The sequence below is a fragment of the Paenibacillus sp. FSL H3-0310 genome, assembly GCF_038002785.1.
Taxonomy (GTDB): domain Bacteria; phylum Bacillota; class Bacilli; order Paenibacillales; family Paenibacillaceae; genus Paenibacillus_AQ; species Paenibacillus_AQ odorifer.
In genome coordinates this window covers 1,004,173-1,021,581 of sequence record NZ_JBBODC010000002.1, presented here as the reverse complement: position 1 = coordinate 1,021,581, position 17,409 = coordinate 1,004,173, and the positions used below count along the sequence as shown (strand labels likewise).

The following is a 17,409-nucleotide window of genomic DNA, read 5'->3' as shown; positions in this document are numbered from 1 at the left end:
GAACTATTGATAAAAACAACAAGGAGTGAGCTTTAAAATGTATCTGTTCGACACACATACACATTTAGATGCGCCTCAATTCGACGAGGATCGCGAGGAAGTTATAGCTCGTGCAGTAGAGGCCGGAGTTAGCAAGATGATCAATATTGGATTTAATCGGGAAACGATCCCTTCAACGATGAAGCTGGCTGAATCTTATGATTATATTTATGCAGCGGTGGGCTGGCATCCACAGGATGCGATTGATATGAAAGAGGGGGACCTCGATTGGATCGCCTCTCTTTGCAGCCATGAGAAAGTGGTGGCCATCGGAGAGATTGGGTTGGATTATTATTGGGATACCTCTCCCAAGGATGTGCAGCAGGAGGTCTTCCGCAAACAAATTGGACTAGCCCGTGAACTAAAAATGCCAATCTGCATACATGACCGTGATGCCCATGAAGATGTCGTACGGATTTTACGGGAGGAAAAAGCAAATGAAATTGGTGGCGTAATGCATTCTTTCTCAGGCAGCTGGGAAACCGCAAAAATGTGTCTAGATCTAGGATTTCATTTGTCATTTGGAGGACCGATCACGTTCAAAAATGCCAGAGTGCCTAAAGAGGTGCTTGCACAGACGCCATTGGACCGATTATTGATCGAAACAGACGCTCCATATTTGACTCCACACCCCTTCCGAGGCAAGCGAAATGAGAGTGCTCATGTGAAGTTAGTAGCAGAGGCTGCGGCTGAAATTAAAGGGTTAACATGGGAAGAATTGGCTAAAATTACGTATGCGAACGCACTGGAACGATTTGGGATTGTCTGAAAACAGGAGTAAAACGGGTGAAAAATAGAGAATGGCCGATATATTAAACTTTTTTAATATAAAAACGGCTGATTATTACAATATTTTAACCATATATTTGCGTAAACGTGGTTGAATCGTCCTTTACAACATGCATCAAAACAGGATATCATCTTTTCAGTGATGTGAGCTGTTGTTATTGTGACAGCCATTGATTCATGGATCGTCTCGCTGAGTCTCCGTATGGAGAACGGGGGAACCAATATTGAACTGCCGCATGCCTGTATCTTGAATACGACTAGGAATTGCCGCAGAACAATATTTGATTTCTTCACGTGGTCTTTGGGGTGAATTTAAGGGCAACCGCCGTGAGCGGGTGACCTGAAATAGGGCGTCTCTCTTTCGTCCGAACCCGACAGCTAACCCCGTAAGCGCAAGTAAGAGAGGCAACCTCGTGCACAAACATTCCCGCGTATTCTGACATCGGAGAAGCCACGAAAGAGTCCTCAAGAGAACTCTTTTTAGGCTTCTTTATTTTTGAATAAACTGAATGTTGCCCGCATACTGTTATATAACAGGTGTAGGAGTAGCTGTGCCGAGCAGGCGATCCATGAGCAGGAGACGCTAAGTTAATACGTGCGTATCCTGTGACAATCTCAAATAGTTTCGTCAAAGAAATTCAGTCCTCATGATATACAAATTGACGACGAGGCTATGTAAGGAGGATGGAGAGAATGGGCTTATTCCAACCAGAGGTATCCCATGATTCGCAGTCATCCAGCAGGTCTTTCGCATTACGGTGGGAGCAAGTAAATACTCGCGTACTTTTACTTGCAGGTGTGATTTCAATCGCAATCGCGCTGTTAATTCTGCTGTACGTACACGGTCAAAGTAATAAACAATTAGTTTTAGTAATAGACGGGCAAACACAGACACTTGAAACGCGAGAAGCACTTCTTGGTGATGTGTTGGAGAAAGAGCAAATTTCGCTGCAGCCGCATGATGAATTATCTTTAGGTCTGAGTGATGAAATAAAAGACGGTGACCGTGTCGTTATCAATCGTGCGCAGAAATTTAGCCTTACTGCGGACGGAGCAACAAAAACGTTATATACGACCGAAGACACTATCGGTCAAGCGATTGACAAACTGGGTATCAACCTAGAAGGCTATGATAAGATTTTTCCTTCGTTAGACACCACCATCTCTGCTGACATGGAGATTAAGATCGTTCGTATCAACAAGCAAACGGTACAGCGAACAACTAACTTACCTTTCCGTGTTATTAAGACAGCAGATCCCTCCCTTACTGTGGGAACAGTTAGAGTGGCACAGGCAGGCAAACCAGGCGTCATGGTTCAGCATATTGAAAAGATCTATCAAGACGGAGAACTGGCCTCTATGCGCATGATCGGCAAGGAAGTACAAACGGTAACAAAAGATAAGATCATTGCCGTTGGTACTAAAGCACTTCCTAAGCCTACTGTAGTTGCTAAAGCTACAACAACTTCCAAATCAAGCACTACCTCCAAAACGACTAAAGTTAGCGCTAAGACTAAGAACGTCACAAGCAAGGCTGGCGTAGACTTTGAGTACAAGAAGATGATTAAGAACGTCTCCATGACAGCTTATTCGTCAGAAGAGCCAGGGATAGGTACTAAAACTGCCTCCGGAACACGCGTAACGGAAGGTCGTACAATTGCAGTAGATCCGAATGTAATTCCTATTGGCTGGTGGGTTTATATCGATGGGCTTGGATTCCGCCGTGCAGAGGATACTGGCGGTGCCATTAAAGGCAATAAAGTGGATGTCTATTATGATTCCCTGAGCCATGCTCGTAATTTCGGCCGTAAATCACGTACCGTTTATGTGATTGGACCTGTGAAACCAGAGCTTAACTAGAACTGAAGCTTTTGCAAAAAATCCTTTGATAAGCTATAGTGATGATAACCGTTAAGGAACGCTGGATGATCATTTCGTTGATCGCAGAGCAACCGCTCATCACTTATACATTCTTTAACCAAAAGAAGAGGAGCGAATCCTCTTCTTTTTGCTTTTTTTGGAAGGAGTCAAGAAATATGATTAAGGAATTAATCGTCGTTGAAGGCAAAAGCGATACCGTAGCCATTAAGCGTGCTGTAGAAGCGGATACCATTGAGACAGGCGGCTCTGCTGTAAACCGGACTGTAATTGCTAAGATCGCGCTTGCTATGGAACGTAGAGGGGTTATTATTCTTACGGACCCGGACCATGCTGGGGAGCGAATTCGTAAAATCGTTTCAGCGAAGGTGCCGGGCTGCAAGCATGCTTTTATTCCAGAGAAGGACGCAACTCGAAAAGGGGATATCGGTGTAGAGAATGCATCGCCAGAGGCGATTCGTCATGCGCTGCGTAATGTACATACCTCTTTTGAAGGAGCACCTGCTTTGATTGGTATTGATGATCTTATGGCCGCTGGAATGCTTGTACACCCTCGGGCTGCTGAAAGACGTATGGCACTTGGTAATTTGCTTGGAATCGGATATTGTAACGGCAAACAGCTGTACAAGCGGCTGGCGATGTTTGGGATTACGCGGGAGGAATTTGCCGGGGCTCTCGCCCAAATTGATCAGGGAGGCATTACTTCATGAGTGGTAGAGAGGAAATTTCGACTCCAAAACGGACCAAAGAGATTATTCAACGTTATGGATTCAAGTTCAAGAAAAGCCTGGGACAGAATTTTTTGATTGATCAGAATATTTTGGACAAGATTGTAGACGCTGCTGGACTAGATAGCGATTCTGGGGCGCTGGAGATCGGGCCGGGAATTGGAGCGCTGACGGAGCGTCTGGCACTAACAGCGGGTGCTGTAACTGCCGTAGAGATTGACCGTAGACTGATTCCAATATTAAAAGACGTACTTTCCCCCTATCCCCATGTTAAGGTTCGTAACGATGATGTCCTCAATGTGAACTTGCAGGAAATGTTCAAGGAAGATTTCACCACTGTGAACAAGGTCAGTGTGGTTGCTAACCTGCCTTATTATGTGACTACTCCGATTCTGATGAAGCTGCTCGAAGAGAAGCTTCCCCTTGATAACATCGTTGTAATGATTCAGAAGGAGGTTGCGGAGCGTATGGCTGCATCTCCAGGTGGAAAGGAATACGGAAGTCTTAGCATTGCCGTGCAGTACTACAGCGAGCCTGAGCTCGTCTGTATCGTGCCACGTACGGTATTCATCCCTCAACCTAATGTGGAGTCTGCTGTTATCCGTCTGAAGGTTAGAGAGCATCCTCCGGTAAAGGTGGAGAGTGAGAAGCATTTCTTTGAAGTGGTTCACGCTTCTTTCACACAGCGCCGCAAGACGATTGCTAACAATCTGAAGGCTCGTTACTTCCCTGAACAAGGACGTGAGCAGCTGGAGGCTTTACTCGCAGAAGCGGGTATTGAACCGACCCGTCGCGGAGAAACACTCAGTCTTGAAGAATACGCCCGCTTAAGCGGTGTTTTGCTAGCCGCTGGAATTGAATAAGCAATAGGAAACGGTTGTTGTCTTAAGGACGACAACCGTTTCTCGTAGAAATATAAGGATGTTATTCTGGTGGAGCATTATACATTCTTATATTTTAAAAATATGTTGAGTTATGAACCAACTGAGGCCTTTGCCCATACGATGGGGTAGAGGTGGTGGTTGTAATGAATTTAGGAGACTTGGTCGTTCGCAAATCTTATGGCGGTGATTTAACATTTCGTGTAGATAATATTGTGCAGGATAGAGCCGTCATTAAAGGCACAGATTTCCGCCTGTTGGCGGATTCTCCTCTGGATGACCTGGTTCAAGTGCCTCCTACCCGAATAACGGAACGGGGACAGCAAGCACAGATCAAAGCGAAGGAATCACTGACACAGCTGCGGAAGGACCGTCAGGAGCAAAGTCAGCGGAGCGGGGGAACCCTAACAGAGGGGACATGGGCTCCACCGTCCAAGGAAGCTCCTTATTTTGAAGTGCCAGGTAAAGTACTGCATCTGGATGGCGATCCGGCATATTTGAATAAGAGCCTTAGCTTATACGAGCAGCTGCGGATTCCCGCTGAAGGGCATCATGTTCATGAATCTGCAATGGCTGATACGTTATACCGGCTGTTGCCCCGTGTACGCCCAGATATTGTAGTGATCACTGGTCATGATGGGGTACTGAAGCAACAGCATACTTACGATCTGTATAGTCTGAATAGCTATAAAAATTCGCAAAACTTTATAGCTGCTATTAGGGTAGCTAGGGAGTATGAGCGGAATTTTGATGCGTTGACTATTGTTGCCGGTGCTTGTCAATCTCATTTCGAGGCCTTACTTGGAGCTGGAGCTAATTTTGCCAGTTCACCTGGTCGAATTTTGATCCATGCTCTGGATCCCGTGTATGTAGCAGCAAAATCATCCTTTACTTCCATCAGGGATACTGTAAATCTTAGCGATGTTCTGAATAATACCATCAGCGGTAATCAGGGTATTGGTGGTGTTGAGACCCGTGGCAGCTTCCGCATCGGAATGCCGCGACTGCAGAATCTGTCGGCGCTAAAAGTGACACCATCAGCCATTTAAGCGGCAGAGATAGGTCTATGGTGTCAGGAATATAGGTAATTTGAATGGGCTGAATAGAATATCCGAAAGAAAGGGTGAGCGCTGAGCTTAACCCTTTCTTTTTTTCTTTGTAATGCCTATATTACAGATAACAAGGATATTAGTCCGGCGCTGATTTCTCGCAAAAAAATTCCGTTGACAACGAAATATGCATCAACTATAATTAATTATTTATTTGCTTTGACATTGTCCTGAAAAAGTTGTATAATGGACAAGAAAAGAGGTGGTCGTCAGGTAATGGCTAATAACGCGCTGTTGGAAATCAAACGCAGTCTTGAAGCTCACGTCGGTCATAAGATCACATTGCGTGCAAACGGAGGTCGTCGTAAAACCGTTGAACGCACAGGTGTCCTGGAAGAAACGTACCCTTCTGTATTTATTGTCAAACTGGATCAGGAGCAGCAAACTTTTAAGCGAGTCTCCTATAGCTATGCCGATATACTTACTGAATCTGTGGAAATCACAGTTTGTGAAGACGATGGGCAGATGCGGATTATGTATATTAAAGCTTAATGTTTCACGAACAGTCTCCCTTGGAGGCTGTTTTTTGTTTGCGTTTTTTGAGACAAATATTTGGTGCATGATCCGTGTGCTAAGCAAGCATACTAATTGGGCAACGGGTTAATCATTTATTTTCATAAGGGAGGAATTCCGTAATGAGCCGCAGAAAACGAGGCATGATGTCGGAGGAACTGAAGACAGAGTTAGCCAAGGAGCTGGGTTTTTATGAAACCGTGGAACGTGAGGGCTGGGGTGGAATTACAACTCAAGATGCTGGCAACATGGTGAAAAAAGCGATACAGCTTGCTGAACAGGCTGCGCGGAAATCTTAAATTTTAGGCTATAAAGTGAATATTACTGAAAAAGGGTGCGTCTAAATGGCGACACCCTTTTATTATTGGACTTCATTAGAAGTTTCTCATATAATATGTTAAGTTGTTTTTACGGGAAAAGCTGAAGGTGGGTGAACGCCTTGAAAATGTATGAAAAGGCACCAGCTAAAATTAATTTGATGCTGGATGTGCTGCACAAACGTGCTGACGGTTTTCATGAGGTGGAAATGATTATGACCATGGTAGATTTAGCAGACCGCTTAGAGCTGTCTGAGCTGCCAAGGGATACTATTATAATATCAAGTCAGGCTGGTTATATTCCCCTGGACGAGAAAAATTTAGCTTTCCAGGCGGCAAGGCTTATTAAAGACCGTTATAACGTGAAGAGTGGGGTACATATCCATCTGGATAAAAGAATTCCGGTTGCGGCTGGCCTGGCTGGCGGCAGCAGTGATGCCGCAGCTACGCTACGCGGTCTAAACCGTCTGTGGCGTCTGGGTATTCCTGCACAGGAGCTACAGGAGCTTGGCGCTGAGCTGGGTTCTGATGTACCTTTCTGCGTCACAGGCGGCACAGCCTTGGCTACAGGACGAGGCGAAAAGCTGACACCAATCAATAACCCGCCACAATGCTGGGTTGTGTTGGCGAAACCACCGATCAATGTATCGACTGCAGAAGTGTATGGACGCGTTCGGAGCAATAATATAGCGGTTCATCCTTCTGCTCGAAAGATGCAGCAAGCGATAGAAGCTGGAGACTTTGGGGGCGTGTGCAACCATCTGGGCAACGTGCTTGAAGATGTTACCCTAAAACTGCATCCAGAAGTTCAGCAACTTAAGGAAGCGATGATAAAGCTTGGAGCAGATGGCGTACTGATGTCAGGTAGCGGACCTACCGTATTCGGATTAGTGTCCAAGCAGTCTAAAGTAGCAAGGATTTACAACGGACTGCGAGGGTTCTGCAAGGAAGTCTACGCAGTGAGATCACTGAATTAGTCTGCTTCTCTTGTGTAAACCCGTACAAAAGTGATATATTTTTCTAAAATATTCGGTTTTGGCGAGGAGCATTCCGTGAAGAAATTAAAAAGAAGCCAACGTTTGGTAGACATGACTCAGTTTTTACTTGAGCGGCCGCATGAACTACTGCCGCTGTCTATATTTGCCGATCGCTATGGAGCTGCTAAGTCCTCCATTAGTGAAGATTTGGCAATCATAAAAGAAGTATTTGAAGGTGAAGGCATCGGAGAGCTGCAGACTTTAGCTGGCGCAGCGGGTGGAGTACGTTATATCCCGGTTATGCCTAAAGATATGGCGCTTACCTTTGTGCAGCGCTTATGTGTGCAGCTAGAGCAGACTGACCGGATATTGCCTGGCGGTTATTTGTATATGTCGGATCTACTTGGGTTGCCGTCTTTGATGGAACAGGCGGGTAAGATCATCGCAACGGCCTTTTACGGATCGGAAATCGATGTGGTGATGACCGTTGAAACGAAAGGCATTCCACTAGCCTATGCAACAGCAGCACAGCTAGGCTTGCCGGTAGTGCTTGTGCGACGTGACCATCAGGTTACAGAGGGATCAGCAGTAAGTATTAACTACGTATCAGGATCTCATAAAAGCATACACACAATGTCTCTCTCCAGACGTGCACTCAAGGAGAAATCGCGAGTACTTATCGTAGATGACTTCATGAAGGCGGGAGGGACTGTACGTGGTATGGTCGATCTGCTCGGTGAATTTAATGCCGAGGTTGCAGGGGTAGGCGTTTTAGTGGAATCAGGCGCTGTAGAGACGGAAGAGCGTCTGTTGCACGATTACGTGTCCTTGGTAAAACTAAGTGAAGTAGACTCGAAAGAGCGGAGAATTTCGGCGCATCCGGGCAACTACTTTTCCTCTTGATTAGCCATTCTCTTACATTTTCAAAAAGCGTGGAAATTGTCGAAAACGTAAGGAATATTAAGAAAACTACTCGATGTATGTCGAAAACAACATATCCCAAAAAATATATTTCTTTTTTAGGTATTTTATGGAATCAAAAAGAAGGAATTCGCTTTGCTGTGTGGAATTATACACCAAGTCTCTGATGGAAAAAGGTGGTGAACACACACATGCAAATTACGGATGTCAGACTCCGCCGCGTTAACTCTGAGGGGAGAATGAAAGCAATCGCATCCATTACCATCGATAACGAGTTTGTTGTTCATGACATTCGCGTCATCGATGGCAATAATGGGATGTTTGTTGCAATGCCCAGCAAGCGTACACCGGACGGCGAATTCCGCGATATCGCGCACCCGATCTCTTCGGGAACACGCGAGAAGATTCAATCCGCGGTTCTGGCCGAGTACGATCGCGCCGCTACGGAAGAAGAAGAAGTTATTGAAGAGGGAGCTTAGGCTTCCTCGGAAGACGGCTACCTTTTGGGTGGCGTAGGATCCGCCGTTTTTGATAAGATCACACCGACATACACTTCATGAATTAGCAGCCTGATCTTGCAAGAAAAGCTATTGCTGGTGAAGGATTTGACGACATCTTCGAAAGGCAGCGATAAATGCTTTTCTAACTTGGGGTTTATAGAAAAGAGAACCATGACTTCATGGTTCTCTTTTCTTTTTGCCCGGAATGAGATATATTCAGTAGTGAGTTCAAGAGTAGGAGGTTGGCATTCTTGAAAAGAATGGCTGTAGTACTTGCCGCAGGTCAAGGCAAGCGAATGAAATCTAAATTATATAAGGTGCTGCACCCCGTTTGCGGTAAGCCGATGGTAGGGCACGTGCTTGATACAGTAAAAGCGACCGGATGCCAGCGCACCGTTGTTGTTGTTGGGCATGGCGCAGAGAAAGTTAAGGCCTATGTAGGTGAAGGAGCGGAATACGTTCTGCAGGAAACTCAGCTCGGCACTGGCCATGCTGTCAAACAAGCAAAGGATTTACTTGCTGGCGAAGAAGGAACAACTATAGTTATTTGTGGAGACACACCACTCGTAACCACGGAGACCCTGGAAGGACTCATGGCGCTTCATGAACAGCGTAATGCGGCTGCAACCGTATTGACAGCTGTTATGGAAAAACCTACTGGCTACGGAAGAATTATTCGTGGTGAAGATGGCGGCGTTCTGAAGATTGTAGAGCAGAAGGATTGCACTACTGAAGAAGATGCCGTTCAAGAAATCAATACAGGCACTTATTGTTTTGATAATGCTAAATTATTTGCTGCACTCGAGAAGGTAACGAACAGTAATAACCAGCAGGAGTATTATTTGACTGATGTGATTGGGATTCTTCGTTCACAAGGGGATACCGTACTAGGATATCAGACCCATGACGCAGCTGAGTCTATCGGCGTTAATGATCGTTTAGCTTTGTCCGAAGCGGAAGCCTTTATGCGTCAACGTATTAATCGTAAACACATGCTGGGCGGTGTGACCATCATTGATCCAGCCTCCACTTATATCGGAGCAGATGTAGTTATCGGATCAGATACTACGCTTTATCCAGGAACCATCCTGAAAGGGAAGACTGTAATCGGGGACAATTGTGTGATCGGACCGGCTAGTGAAATCGAAGACTGTCAGATTATGGATGATGCAACGATTAAGCAGTCCGTATTGAATCAAGCTCAAGTCGGCGCACGGACAACCGTTGGGCCTTTTGCCTATTTGCGTCCAGGCTCTGTGCTTGGAGAAGAGGTTAAGGTTGGAGATTTCGTCGAAATCAAGAATGCTACGATTGGTGACGGTTCAAAAGTGTCACATCTTAGTTATGTCGGCGACGCATCTGTAGGTAAGAATGTAAACGTCGGGTGCGGTGCGATTACCGTTAACTACGACGGGTATAATAAATTCAAGACAACAATCGCAGACGATGCCTTTATTGGCAGTAATGTTAACCTTATTGCTCCAGTTACTGTGGGCAAAGGGGCTTTTGTTGTAGCAGGTTCGACAATTACACGTTCCGTTTCCGAGAACGATCTGGCTGTAGCTAGAGTAAGACAAGAGAACAAACCGGGATATGCAGAGAAGATCCGTTCCCGTGCAAAAGCGAAGAAAGACCACTCGAGTCCATCGTAAAGCGTTGCTAAGAAGCGCCGGACGGACTTATATTTCCGCGCCGGCGCCTTTGGAAAGCTAAATTCCGTCACGGAGGGTTTATATTTTATGACTTATTGTGATTCCAAGTTAAAGATTTTCACCTGTAACTCCAATCCTAAGCTAGCTAGTCAAATTGCTGATTACATCGGGATTCCGATGGGTGAATCACACACCACAAGTTTCAGCGATGGAGAAATTCAGGTCAAGCTGTCAGAAAGCGTTCGGGGATGCCATGTTTATATTGTTCAATCCACTTGTGGCCCTGTAAATGATAACCTGATGGAGCTTTTGGTTATGGTAGATGCGCTTAAACGTGCCTCCGCAAAAAGCATCAACGTGGTTATCCCTTACTACGGATATGCCCGTCAAGATCGTAAAGCCCGTTCCCGTGACCCCATTACCGCTAAGCTGGTAGCGAATCTAATTGAAAAGGCTGGCGCTCACCGTGTAATCACGATGGATCTTCATGCCATGCAGATTCAAGGATTCTTCGATATTCCAGTGGATCACTTGCTTGGTGTACCGATTCTGGCTCAGTATTTCCGTTCCAAGCAAATCGAGAACCCAGTTGTCGTATCGCCGGACCATGGCGGTGTAGTACGTGCAAGAAAGCTTGCTGATTTCCTGAACGCTCCACTGGCTATTATAGACAAGCGTCGTCCAGAACCTAACGTCAGCGAAGTTATGAACATCATCGGTAATATCGAAGGCAAAACAGCCATCCTGATCGATGATATCATCGATACCGCTGGAACGATCGTACTTGGTGCTAATGCTTTGATGGAAGGCGGCGTGAAGGAAGTATACGCATGCTGTACACACCCAGTATTGTCTGGTCCTGCACACGAGCGTCTGGAGAATTCTCCAATCAAAGAAATTATCGTGACGGATACCATTCCAATTCGCAGCGCGAATCCAACCTCTAAGCTCAAGGTGTTGTCCGTGGCTCCACTTATGGGTGAGGCAATTATCCGCGTTCATGAAGAGTTGTCGATTAGTAAATTGTTCGAGATTGAATAAATATAACGAATGAATAGTACAAAAGGGTTACACCTCCGTTCTCGGAGATGTAACCCTTATCGGCGTGCTACAGGTAGAACTACTGGATTTAATATCCGGGACGGGAGACAAAGGTGAATAAACTGCGGTTATAGAGTGTCCCTTGTAGCTCCACGAAAGCTTCGTCTACCGCTGTTAATACACCGATATCAATATGCACGTCGCCCTTGTATATTTCCACGGGCACAGCATATTGGATGTGGTACTGAAAATGGCGTTGATGTGTCAATAATTCGCCTTTGTGCGGCATGGGTTATCACCTGTCTTCGGAGTATAATTTCGCTCTGGTTGCACAGAGATATGTAGATTAGATCTATTGTACCAAAAACGGACTCCTCTTGCCGGAGAGCCCGAACGGAAAGGAAAGGTTCGATAATGAAATGGATTGTCGGATTGGGAAATCCCGGAACACAGTACGCGAAAACAAGGCATAATGTTGGCTTTATGGCTTTGGACGAGCTTGCTGCCCAGAACGGAATTGCCTTCAACCAGAGCAAATGTAAATCCGTCATCGGTGAAGGGGTCATTGGTGGCGTCAAAACCGTATTGATTAAGCCCATGACCTTTATGAACTTGTCCGGTGAGGCCGTTCGCGCTTATATGGATTATTACAAAGTTCAACTTGAAGATATGATCGTCGTTTATGATGATTTGGATACAGAAATCGGAAAAATCCGCTTGCGTTATCAAGGAAGCGCTGGTGGACATAATGGAATTAAATCCATCATACAGCATGTAGGAACACAGAATTTCAATCGGGTACGAATGGGTATTTCTCGTCCTGAGCAAGGTTTTGCTATTGTCGATTATGTTCTTTCTACTTTTCCTAAGAAGGAAAGCAATCCGCTTAAGCAAATGATCCTTAATACTTGTGATGCACTGGAATACAGCTTACAGCATTCATTTGAGCAGACGATGGCTAAGTTCAATGGTTAATCTGTAAACCCTGTTGTTTTTAAGGCTAAAGATGAAGCTGCCCGGACATACTGAAGGTATATAGTACCTTCAGGAGGCATATAGATGGCAATAAACTATGTTTGTAGGCACTGTAAGACATCTCTAGGCAGTATTAATAGAAGTGATGTTACAGAAATGCAGTTGGGCCTTCATTCCTTGACCCCTGCGGAGCGCAGAGATATAATAGCGTATAATTCAGAAGGTGAAATCACGGTAAAGGTTACTTGCGACTATTGCAAGGAGGCTTTAGAGAACAATCCGGAGCTTAGCCTGCTGACAAGTCCGCTTCAGTAAGGTGGAAGCGCCTGTCTCTATCGTCATCCGCAAGCCTTGGCGTTACAGCTGAGGCTTCTTTTCGATTCCAATCATAATAGGTGACGGTGGCTATGCCACCGTTAGCCTGTTTAGTAAGAGAGGTGCGCCTGTTGTTACAAGGTCTTATAGAAGCTTTTTCCAAGGATCCCGATTTCCAGTCTATCACCCATGGTGTTGCTGCAGGTATGAAAGAGCAGCTCATATCGGGGCTTACAGGTTCTGCTAGACAGATTATGCTTGCAGCATTACATGAAGAGACAACTCGTCCCTTACTTGTAGTGACTCATAATATGTTTTCGGCCCAGAAGATGGCCGATGATTTGCAGGAAGCGCTTTCTCCTGACCGGGTTCTGCTCTATCCCGCCAATGAACTAGTGGCTGCAGAAGCGGCTGTATCAAGCCCAGAGACACTGGCTCAGCGTATAGATGTGCTGACCAAATGTGCTCAGGGCTTCCGTGGTATTGTTGTAGTTCCTTACTCAGGAGTGCGTAGATTGCTGCCAGCCCCAGAGGTTATGGCAGAGGCACAAGTCACCGTTTCCCAAGATGGAACGCTTGCTCTGGATGAATTTTTGATGTCCATGATTGAAATGGGCTATGAAAGAGTAGAGCGGGTTGAGAATCGTGGTGAACTGAGCGTACGGGGTGGAATAATTGATTTTTATCCAATGACATCTCCTTTGGCTTATCGGGTTGAGTTATTTGACGATGAGGTTGATTCCATAAGAACTTTTGATCCAGTGGATCAGCGATCTATTGATAAGGTACGTAGTGTGAAGATTACACCGGCCAAAGAGATTATAGCTAGTAGATTGCGCCAGGAATCTGCTTCTGCTGAAGCCTCAGCTATGATGGAGCGACAGTTGGAGAAGATGGCGGATCGCCAGGCGAAGCTCAGGCTGCGGGAAGAAATTGGCCGTGAGCTGGAAATGCTGCGGGAAGGTACTTATTTCCCGGAGATCTATAAATATATCAGTCTTTTATATCCTGAACGCTCTCATTTATTTGATTACATGGCCCAGGATACCATTCTTATTCTAGATGAGCCGACAAGACTGCTCGAAACGGCGAGACAGCTTGAACGGGATGAATCGGAATGGAATCTGCATTTGCTGCAAAACGGCAAATCATTGCCGGATCTAGATCTCTCTGTCGATACGGATGTTGTTATGTATCAGCGCCCGTTCCAAAGCCTGTTTATGTCAATCTTTTTACGTCAGGTTCCGCATATTCAGCCTCAGAACATTCTTGGGTTTATCAGTCGTGGAATGCAGGATTTCCATGGCCAGATGAATGTGCTGAAATCGGAAATGGAGCGTTGGCAGAAGTCCGGTGTTAAGGTAATGATGCTTGCGAGCAGTGAGGAACGGATTGAACGAGTGCGCAGAGTTCTTTATGATTACGGCATTAACGAGCCGATGATTGTACAAGGAAATCTGGGTTCTGGTTTTGAGCTGCCCTCTATTCATCTAGCTGTTATAACTGAGGGAGAAATGTTCTCTCAGAAGCAGCGGAAGGCACGGAAGATCTCCAAAGGAATAGATAATGCAGAACGGATCAAGAGTTACACAGAGCTGAAAATCGGTGATTATGTCGTCCATCAGAACCATGGTATCGGAAAATATATGGGAATCGGCACGCTTGAGGTCAGCGGTATTCACCGTGATTACATGCATATTCTGTATGCTGGCGGCGATAAGCTCTCAGTTCCGATTGAGCAGATTGACCTGATTCAGAAATATGTCGGTTCCGAAGATAAAGAGCCGAAAGTATATAAGCTAGGCGGCAACGAATGGACACGAGTGACCAATAAGGTTCGTTCCTCCGTTCAGAATATTGCTGATGATTTGATAAAGCTATATGCTGAGCGCCAAAGTGCCGCAGGATATGGTTTTGAAAAGGATACACAGGAACAGCATGAATTTGAAGAAATGTTCCCTTACGAGGAGACCCGAGATCAGCTTCGGGCTATCGAAGAGATTAAGAAGGATATGGAACAAAACCGGCCAATGGACCGATTGCTTTGCGGTGATGTTGGGTATGGTAAGACTGAAGTGGCTATTCGGGCGGCTTTTAAATCAGCGATTGAAGGTAAACAGGTGGCGGTGCTAGTCCCGACAACGATTTTGGCTCAGCAGCATTATGAGACCTTCCGGGAACGTTTCGCTAATTACCCGCTTAATATTCAGGTCTTAAGTCGTTTCCGCAGCCGTAAAGAGCAGAACGAGACGATTAAAGGCGTTAGGGCAGGAACTGTCGATGTAGTTATCGGTACACATCGTCTGTTATCTCAGGACCTTGTATTCAAGGATCTGGGGTTATTAATTGTGGATGAAGAACAGCGTTTCGGCGTGACTCATAAAGAAAAGCTGAAAAAACTGAAAACGAATGTAGACGTTCTTACGCTGACTGCAACTCCAATTCCTCGTACGCTACATATGTCGATGCTCGGAGTGCGGGATTTGTCTGTCATTGAGACCCCGCCAGAGAACAGATTCCCTGTGCAAACGTATGTAGTGGAGCATAGCCAGACCCTTACGCGGGAAGCTGTAGAGCGGGAATTAGCCCGCGGTGGTCAAGTCTATTATCTCTATAATCGTGTGCAGGGCATTCAAGAAATGGCTGCTCAAATCTCTATGCTTGTTCCTGAGGCTAGAGTTGGCATCGGACATGGTCAAATGTCGGAATCTGAGCTGGAGAAGACCATTCTCGATTTCCTTGACGGAGAATACGATGTGCTCGTCAGCACAAGTATTATTGAGACGGGCGTAGATATTCCGAACGTTAATACACTTATTGTGCATGATGCGGATAAAATGGGCTTGTCTCAGCTCTATCAGCTGCGTGGACGTGTAGGCCGGTCCAATCGGATCGCTTACGCTTATTTCACGTATCAACGGGACAAGGTTCTGACAGAGGTTGCAGAGAAACGTCTGCAGTCTATTAAGGAATTTACGGAGCTGGGCTCTGGTTTCAAAATAGCGATGCGAGATCTGTCTATTCGCGGTGCAGGTAACTTGCTGGGTGCAGAGCAGCATGGCTTTATCGCATCCGTGGGGTTTGATCTGTACTCACAAATGCTGGCGGAGGAAATTCGTAAGCGTAAGGTTACTGTGCTTGGGGAGGAAGACACATCCCTGAAAGAAGGCAATACAGTCATTGATTTGTCGATTGACGCGTATCTGCCGTCAGAGTATATTTACGACAGTATCCAAAAAATTGAAATTTATAAAAAAGTGGCGGCAGTAACCTCCTTCGATGATGCTTCCGAGCTTGAAGATGAGCTCTTGGATCGGTTCGGTGAGTTACCTGAAGCCGTGGTGAATCTACTATCGGTCGCTCGTTTGAAAGTGTATGGAAAAATGTATGGCATTGATTCCATGATTAGACGCGGAGATGATGTTACCTTGAATTTCTATGAGGGAAGTCTCGGCGCTTTAGACACAGCGAAACTCGCCAAAGTTGGAAATAGCTTCGAAAGACGTGTACAATTTGATAGGGATGCGAAAGCCAGTATCCGGGTCAAATCGAAAGATTTAAGTGATAAACAGCTGCTTGACTTGCTTGAACAGTTTCTTAAGGAAGCTAAACAGTCTTTTAAATCGAAGGGAGAACTACACAATGTCGTTAAATAAAACAAAATCATGGAAAGTGCTGCTCGTTTCATTGGCAGCGGCAGTTTCCTTTTCTATGCTAGCAGCATGTGGAAATAGTGCGGATGATAATCAAGCTGTGGCCACTTATAAAGGTGGAACGATTACACAAAAGGAATTTGCAATGGATCAAAAAATCATGAAATTCCTCTCTCCACAACAAGCGCAATATTTAGAGATTGATGCGTTTAAGGAGTCCATTCTGAAGCAAGAAGTGGGCTTTGAATATTTGGCTTCCCAAGCAACGGATGAAGCGAAAAAGCAAGCGGAGAAAGAAGCCGATACTCAAATTGCAAGCATTAAGGAACAATTGGGTGATACCTATAAGAAGACATTGAAAGATGCTGACGTTACAGAGAAAGATATTCGTACTTATATGGAGCGTGTGCTGACAGTTTATCAGGATATGCTGCTTAAAGTGACTGATGATCAAGTTGCCAAAGAATTCGAAGCGACTAAAGGCGACTTTACGGTTGCCACACTGCGTCATGTGCTAATTGGTCTGACAGATGCAGACAACAAAGAGCGTACCAGCGAAGAAGCGCTTAAAATAGCGAAAGAAGTTAAGACGAAGCTGGATGGCGGTGCTGATTTCGCAGCCATCGCTAAGGAATATTCTGACGATACTGGCTCTAAAGAGGCAGGCGGAGAATATAAAGATAAAGCTGTAGGCACTTATGTGGAGGAGTTTAAGAAGGCTGCTCAGACCTTGCCTCTAAATACCATCAGTGATCCTGTAGAAACTTCTTACGGTTACCACATCATCAAGGTGGAGTCCCGTACAGACAAGACTTTTGACCAGTTAACGGATGAGCAAAAAGAAGGCATTAAGAGCTCAATTGTATCCAAGAACCTAGAAACGTTCATGGAAAAGGATCTGGAAGGCATTATTGAGAACATCAATCTGCCAAAAAGCTCTGCTGCCGCCGATGAAACCGGAACAAATAGTGGAACAGAAGCCACTACAGCTCCAAGCGCATCCCCAAGTGCTTCTCCAAGTGCTACAGATGCCGCTGAATAAACATCGGTAAATATGGACAAGCTTACCTTAGAAAAGCCATCTTCACTTAAAGTGAAGATGGCTTTTTATTTCGCAGAAA

General features: G+C 45.5%; 17 protein-coding genes and 1 riboswitch. Of the genes, 16 read left to right on the top strand and 1 reads right to left on the bottom strand.

What is annotated here, in order from left to right:
- The first annotated feature begins 37 nt into the window (after positions 1-37).
- From MHH63_RS23960 to MHH63_RS23905, 12 genes are all read left to right on the top strand, one after another.
- A complete protein-coding gene (locus MHH63_RS23960; protein ID WP_036678823.1) occupies positions 38-808 on the top strand; it encodes a TatD family hydrolase in 771 nt (256 codons plus the stop codon).
- A 198-nt stretch (positions 809-1,006) separates the two neighbouring features.
- A riboswitch (cyclic di-AMP (ydaO/yuaA leader) is annotated at positions 1,007-1,236 on the top strand.
- Positions 1,237-1,521: 285 nt separating this feature from the next.
- Positions 1,522-2,688: a 3D domain-containing protein gene (locus tag MHH63_RS23955; RefSeq protein ID WP_076105834.1), complete on the top strand. Its 1,167-nt coding sequence runs from the start codon at positions 1,522-1,524 to the stop codon at positions 2,686-2,688.
- 176 nt (positions 2,689-2,864) lie between these two features.
- Positions 2,865-3,416 (top strand): ribonuclease M5, encoded by a 552-nt coding sequence (gene rnmV, locus MHH63_RS23950; protein WP_036678817.1) that lies wholly within the window; start codon positions 2,865-2,867, stop codon positions 3,414-3,416.
- Complete coding sequence (gene rsmA, locus MHH63_RS23945) at positions 3,413-4,297, top strand: 16S rRNA (adenine(1518)-N(6)/adenine(1519)-N(6))-dimethyltransferase RsmA (protein ID WP_036678815.1); 885 nt, start codon at positions 3,413-3,415, stop codon at positions 4,295-4,297. Before rnmV ends, rsmA begins: the two co-directional genes overlap by 4 nt.
- Before the next feature lie 164 nt (positions 4,298-4,461).
- Positions 4,462-5,364 carry a sporulation peptidase YabG gene (gene yabG / locus MHH63_RS23940; protein ID WP_036678813.1) on the top strand — a complete coding sequence of 301 codons (903 nt, stop codon included), beginning with the start codon at positions 4,462-4,464 and terminating at the stop codon, positions 5,362-5,364.
- 276 nt (positions 5,365-5,640) lie between these two features.
- Positions 5,641-5,916: a biofilm formation stimulator Veg gene (veg, locus tag MHH63_RS23935; RefSeq protein ID WP_019914493.1), complete on the top strand. Its 276-nt coding sequence runs from the start codon at positions 5,641-5,643 to the stop codon at positions 5,914-5,916.
- A gap of 143 nt (positions 5,917-6,059) precedes the next feature.
- Positions 6,060-6,236: a small, acid-soluble spore protein, alpha/beta type gene (locus MHH63_RS23930; protein ID WP_036678812.1), complete on the top strand. Its 177-nt coding sequence runs from the start codon at positions 6,060-6,062 to the stop codon at positions 6,234-6,236.
- 140 nt (positions 6,237-6,376) lie between these two features.
- Positions 6,377-7,231 carry a 4-(cytidine 5'-diphospho)-2-C-methyl-D-erythritol kinase gene (gene ispE, locus MHH63_RS23925; protein WP_076138497.1) on the top strand — a complete coding sequence of 285 codons (855 nt, stop codon included), beginning with the start codon at positions 6,377-6,379 and terminating at the stop codon, positions 7,229-7,231.
- A 75-nt stretch (positions 7,232-7,306) separates the two neighbouring features.
- Positions 7,307-8,134: a pur operon repressor gene (purR, locus tag MHH63_RS23920; RefSeq protein ID WP_036678807.1), complete on the top strand. Its 828-nt coding sequence runs from the start codon at positions 7,307-7,309 to the stop codon at positions 8,132-8,134.
- 209 nt (positions 8,135-8,343) lie between these two features.
- Positions 8,344-8,631: a septation regulator SpoVG gene (gene spoVG / locus MHH63_RS23915; RefSeq protein WP_020425826.1), complete on the top strand. Its 288-nt coding sequence runs from the start codon at positions 8,344-8,346 to the stop codon at positions 8,629-8,631.
- 272 nt (positions 8,632-8,903) lie between these two features.
- Positions 8,904-10,304 carry a bifunctional UDP-N-acetylglucosamine diphosphorylase/glucosamine-1-phosphate N-acetyltransferase GlmU gene (gene glmU, locus MHH63_RS23910; protein WP_076138495.1) on the top strand — a complete coding sequence of 467 codons (1,401 nt, stop codon included), beginning with the start codon at positions 8,904-8,906 and terminating at the stop codon, positions 10,302-10,304.
- An 87-nt stretch (positions 10,305-10,391) separates the two neighbouring features.
- A complete protein-coding gene (locus tag MHH63_RS23905) occupies positions 10,392-11,345 on the top strand; it encodes a ribose-phosphate diphosphokinase (RefSeq protein ID WP_036678796.1) in 954 nt (317 codons plus the stop codon).
- 88 nt (positions 11,346-11,433) lie between these two features.
- Here the strand turns inward: MHH63_RS23905 and MHH63_RS23900 are convergent, their stop codons facing one another.
- On the bottom strand, positions 11,434-11,634 hold the full coding sequence (locus MHH63_RS23900; protein WP_036678792.1) for a hypothetical protein: 201 nt from the start codon (positions 11,632-11,634) through the stop codon (positions 11,434-11,436).
- Positions 11,635-11,759: 125 nt separating this feature from the next.
- On the opposite strand from MHH63_RS23900, the gene pth reads away from it, so the two are divergent.
- The 4 genes from pth (at position 11,760) to MHH63_RS23880 (ending at position 17,330) form a co-directional block, all read left to right on the top strand.
- On the top strand, positions 11,760-12,320 hold the full coding sequence (gene pth / locus MHH63_RS23895) for an aminoacyl-tRNA hydrolase (protein WP_341172168.1): 561 nt from the start codon (positions 11,760-11,762) through the stop codon (positions 12,318-12,320).
- A gap of 84 nt (positions 12,321-12,404) precedes the next feature.
- Entirely contained in the window at positions 12,405-12,635 is a 231-nt protein-coding gene (locus tag MHH63_RS23890) for an anti-sigma-F factor Fin family protein (protein WP_036678789.1), read from the top strand.
- Between the two features lie 131 nt (positions 12,636-12,766).
- The gene (mfd, locus tag MHH63_RS23885) at positions 12,767-16,291 is read left to right on the top strand and encodes a transcription-repair coupling factor (protein ID WP_038568019.1); all 3,525 of its coding nucleotides are present in this window, start codon (positions 12,767-12,769) and stop codon (positions 16,289-16,291) included.
- Positions 16,278-17,330 (top strand): peptidylprolyl isomerase, encoded by a 1,053-nt coding sequence (locus tag MHH63_RS23880; RefSeq protein ID WP_341172167.1) that lies wholly within the window; start codon positions 16,278-16,280, stop codon positions 17,328-17,330. The genes mfd and MHH63_RS23880 overlap by 14 nt, the downstream gene beginning before the upstream one ends.
- The last annotated feature ends 79 nt before the right edge of the window (positions 17,331-17,409 follow it).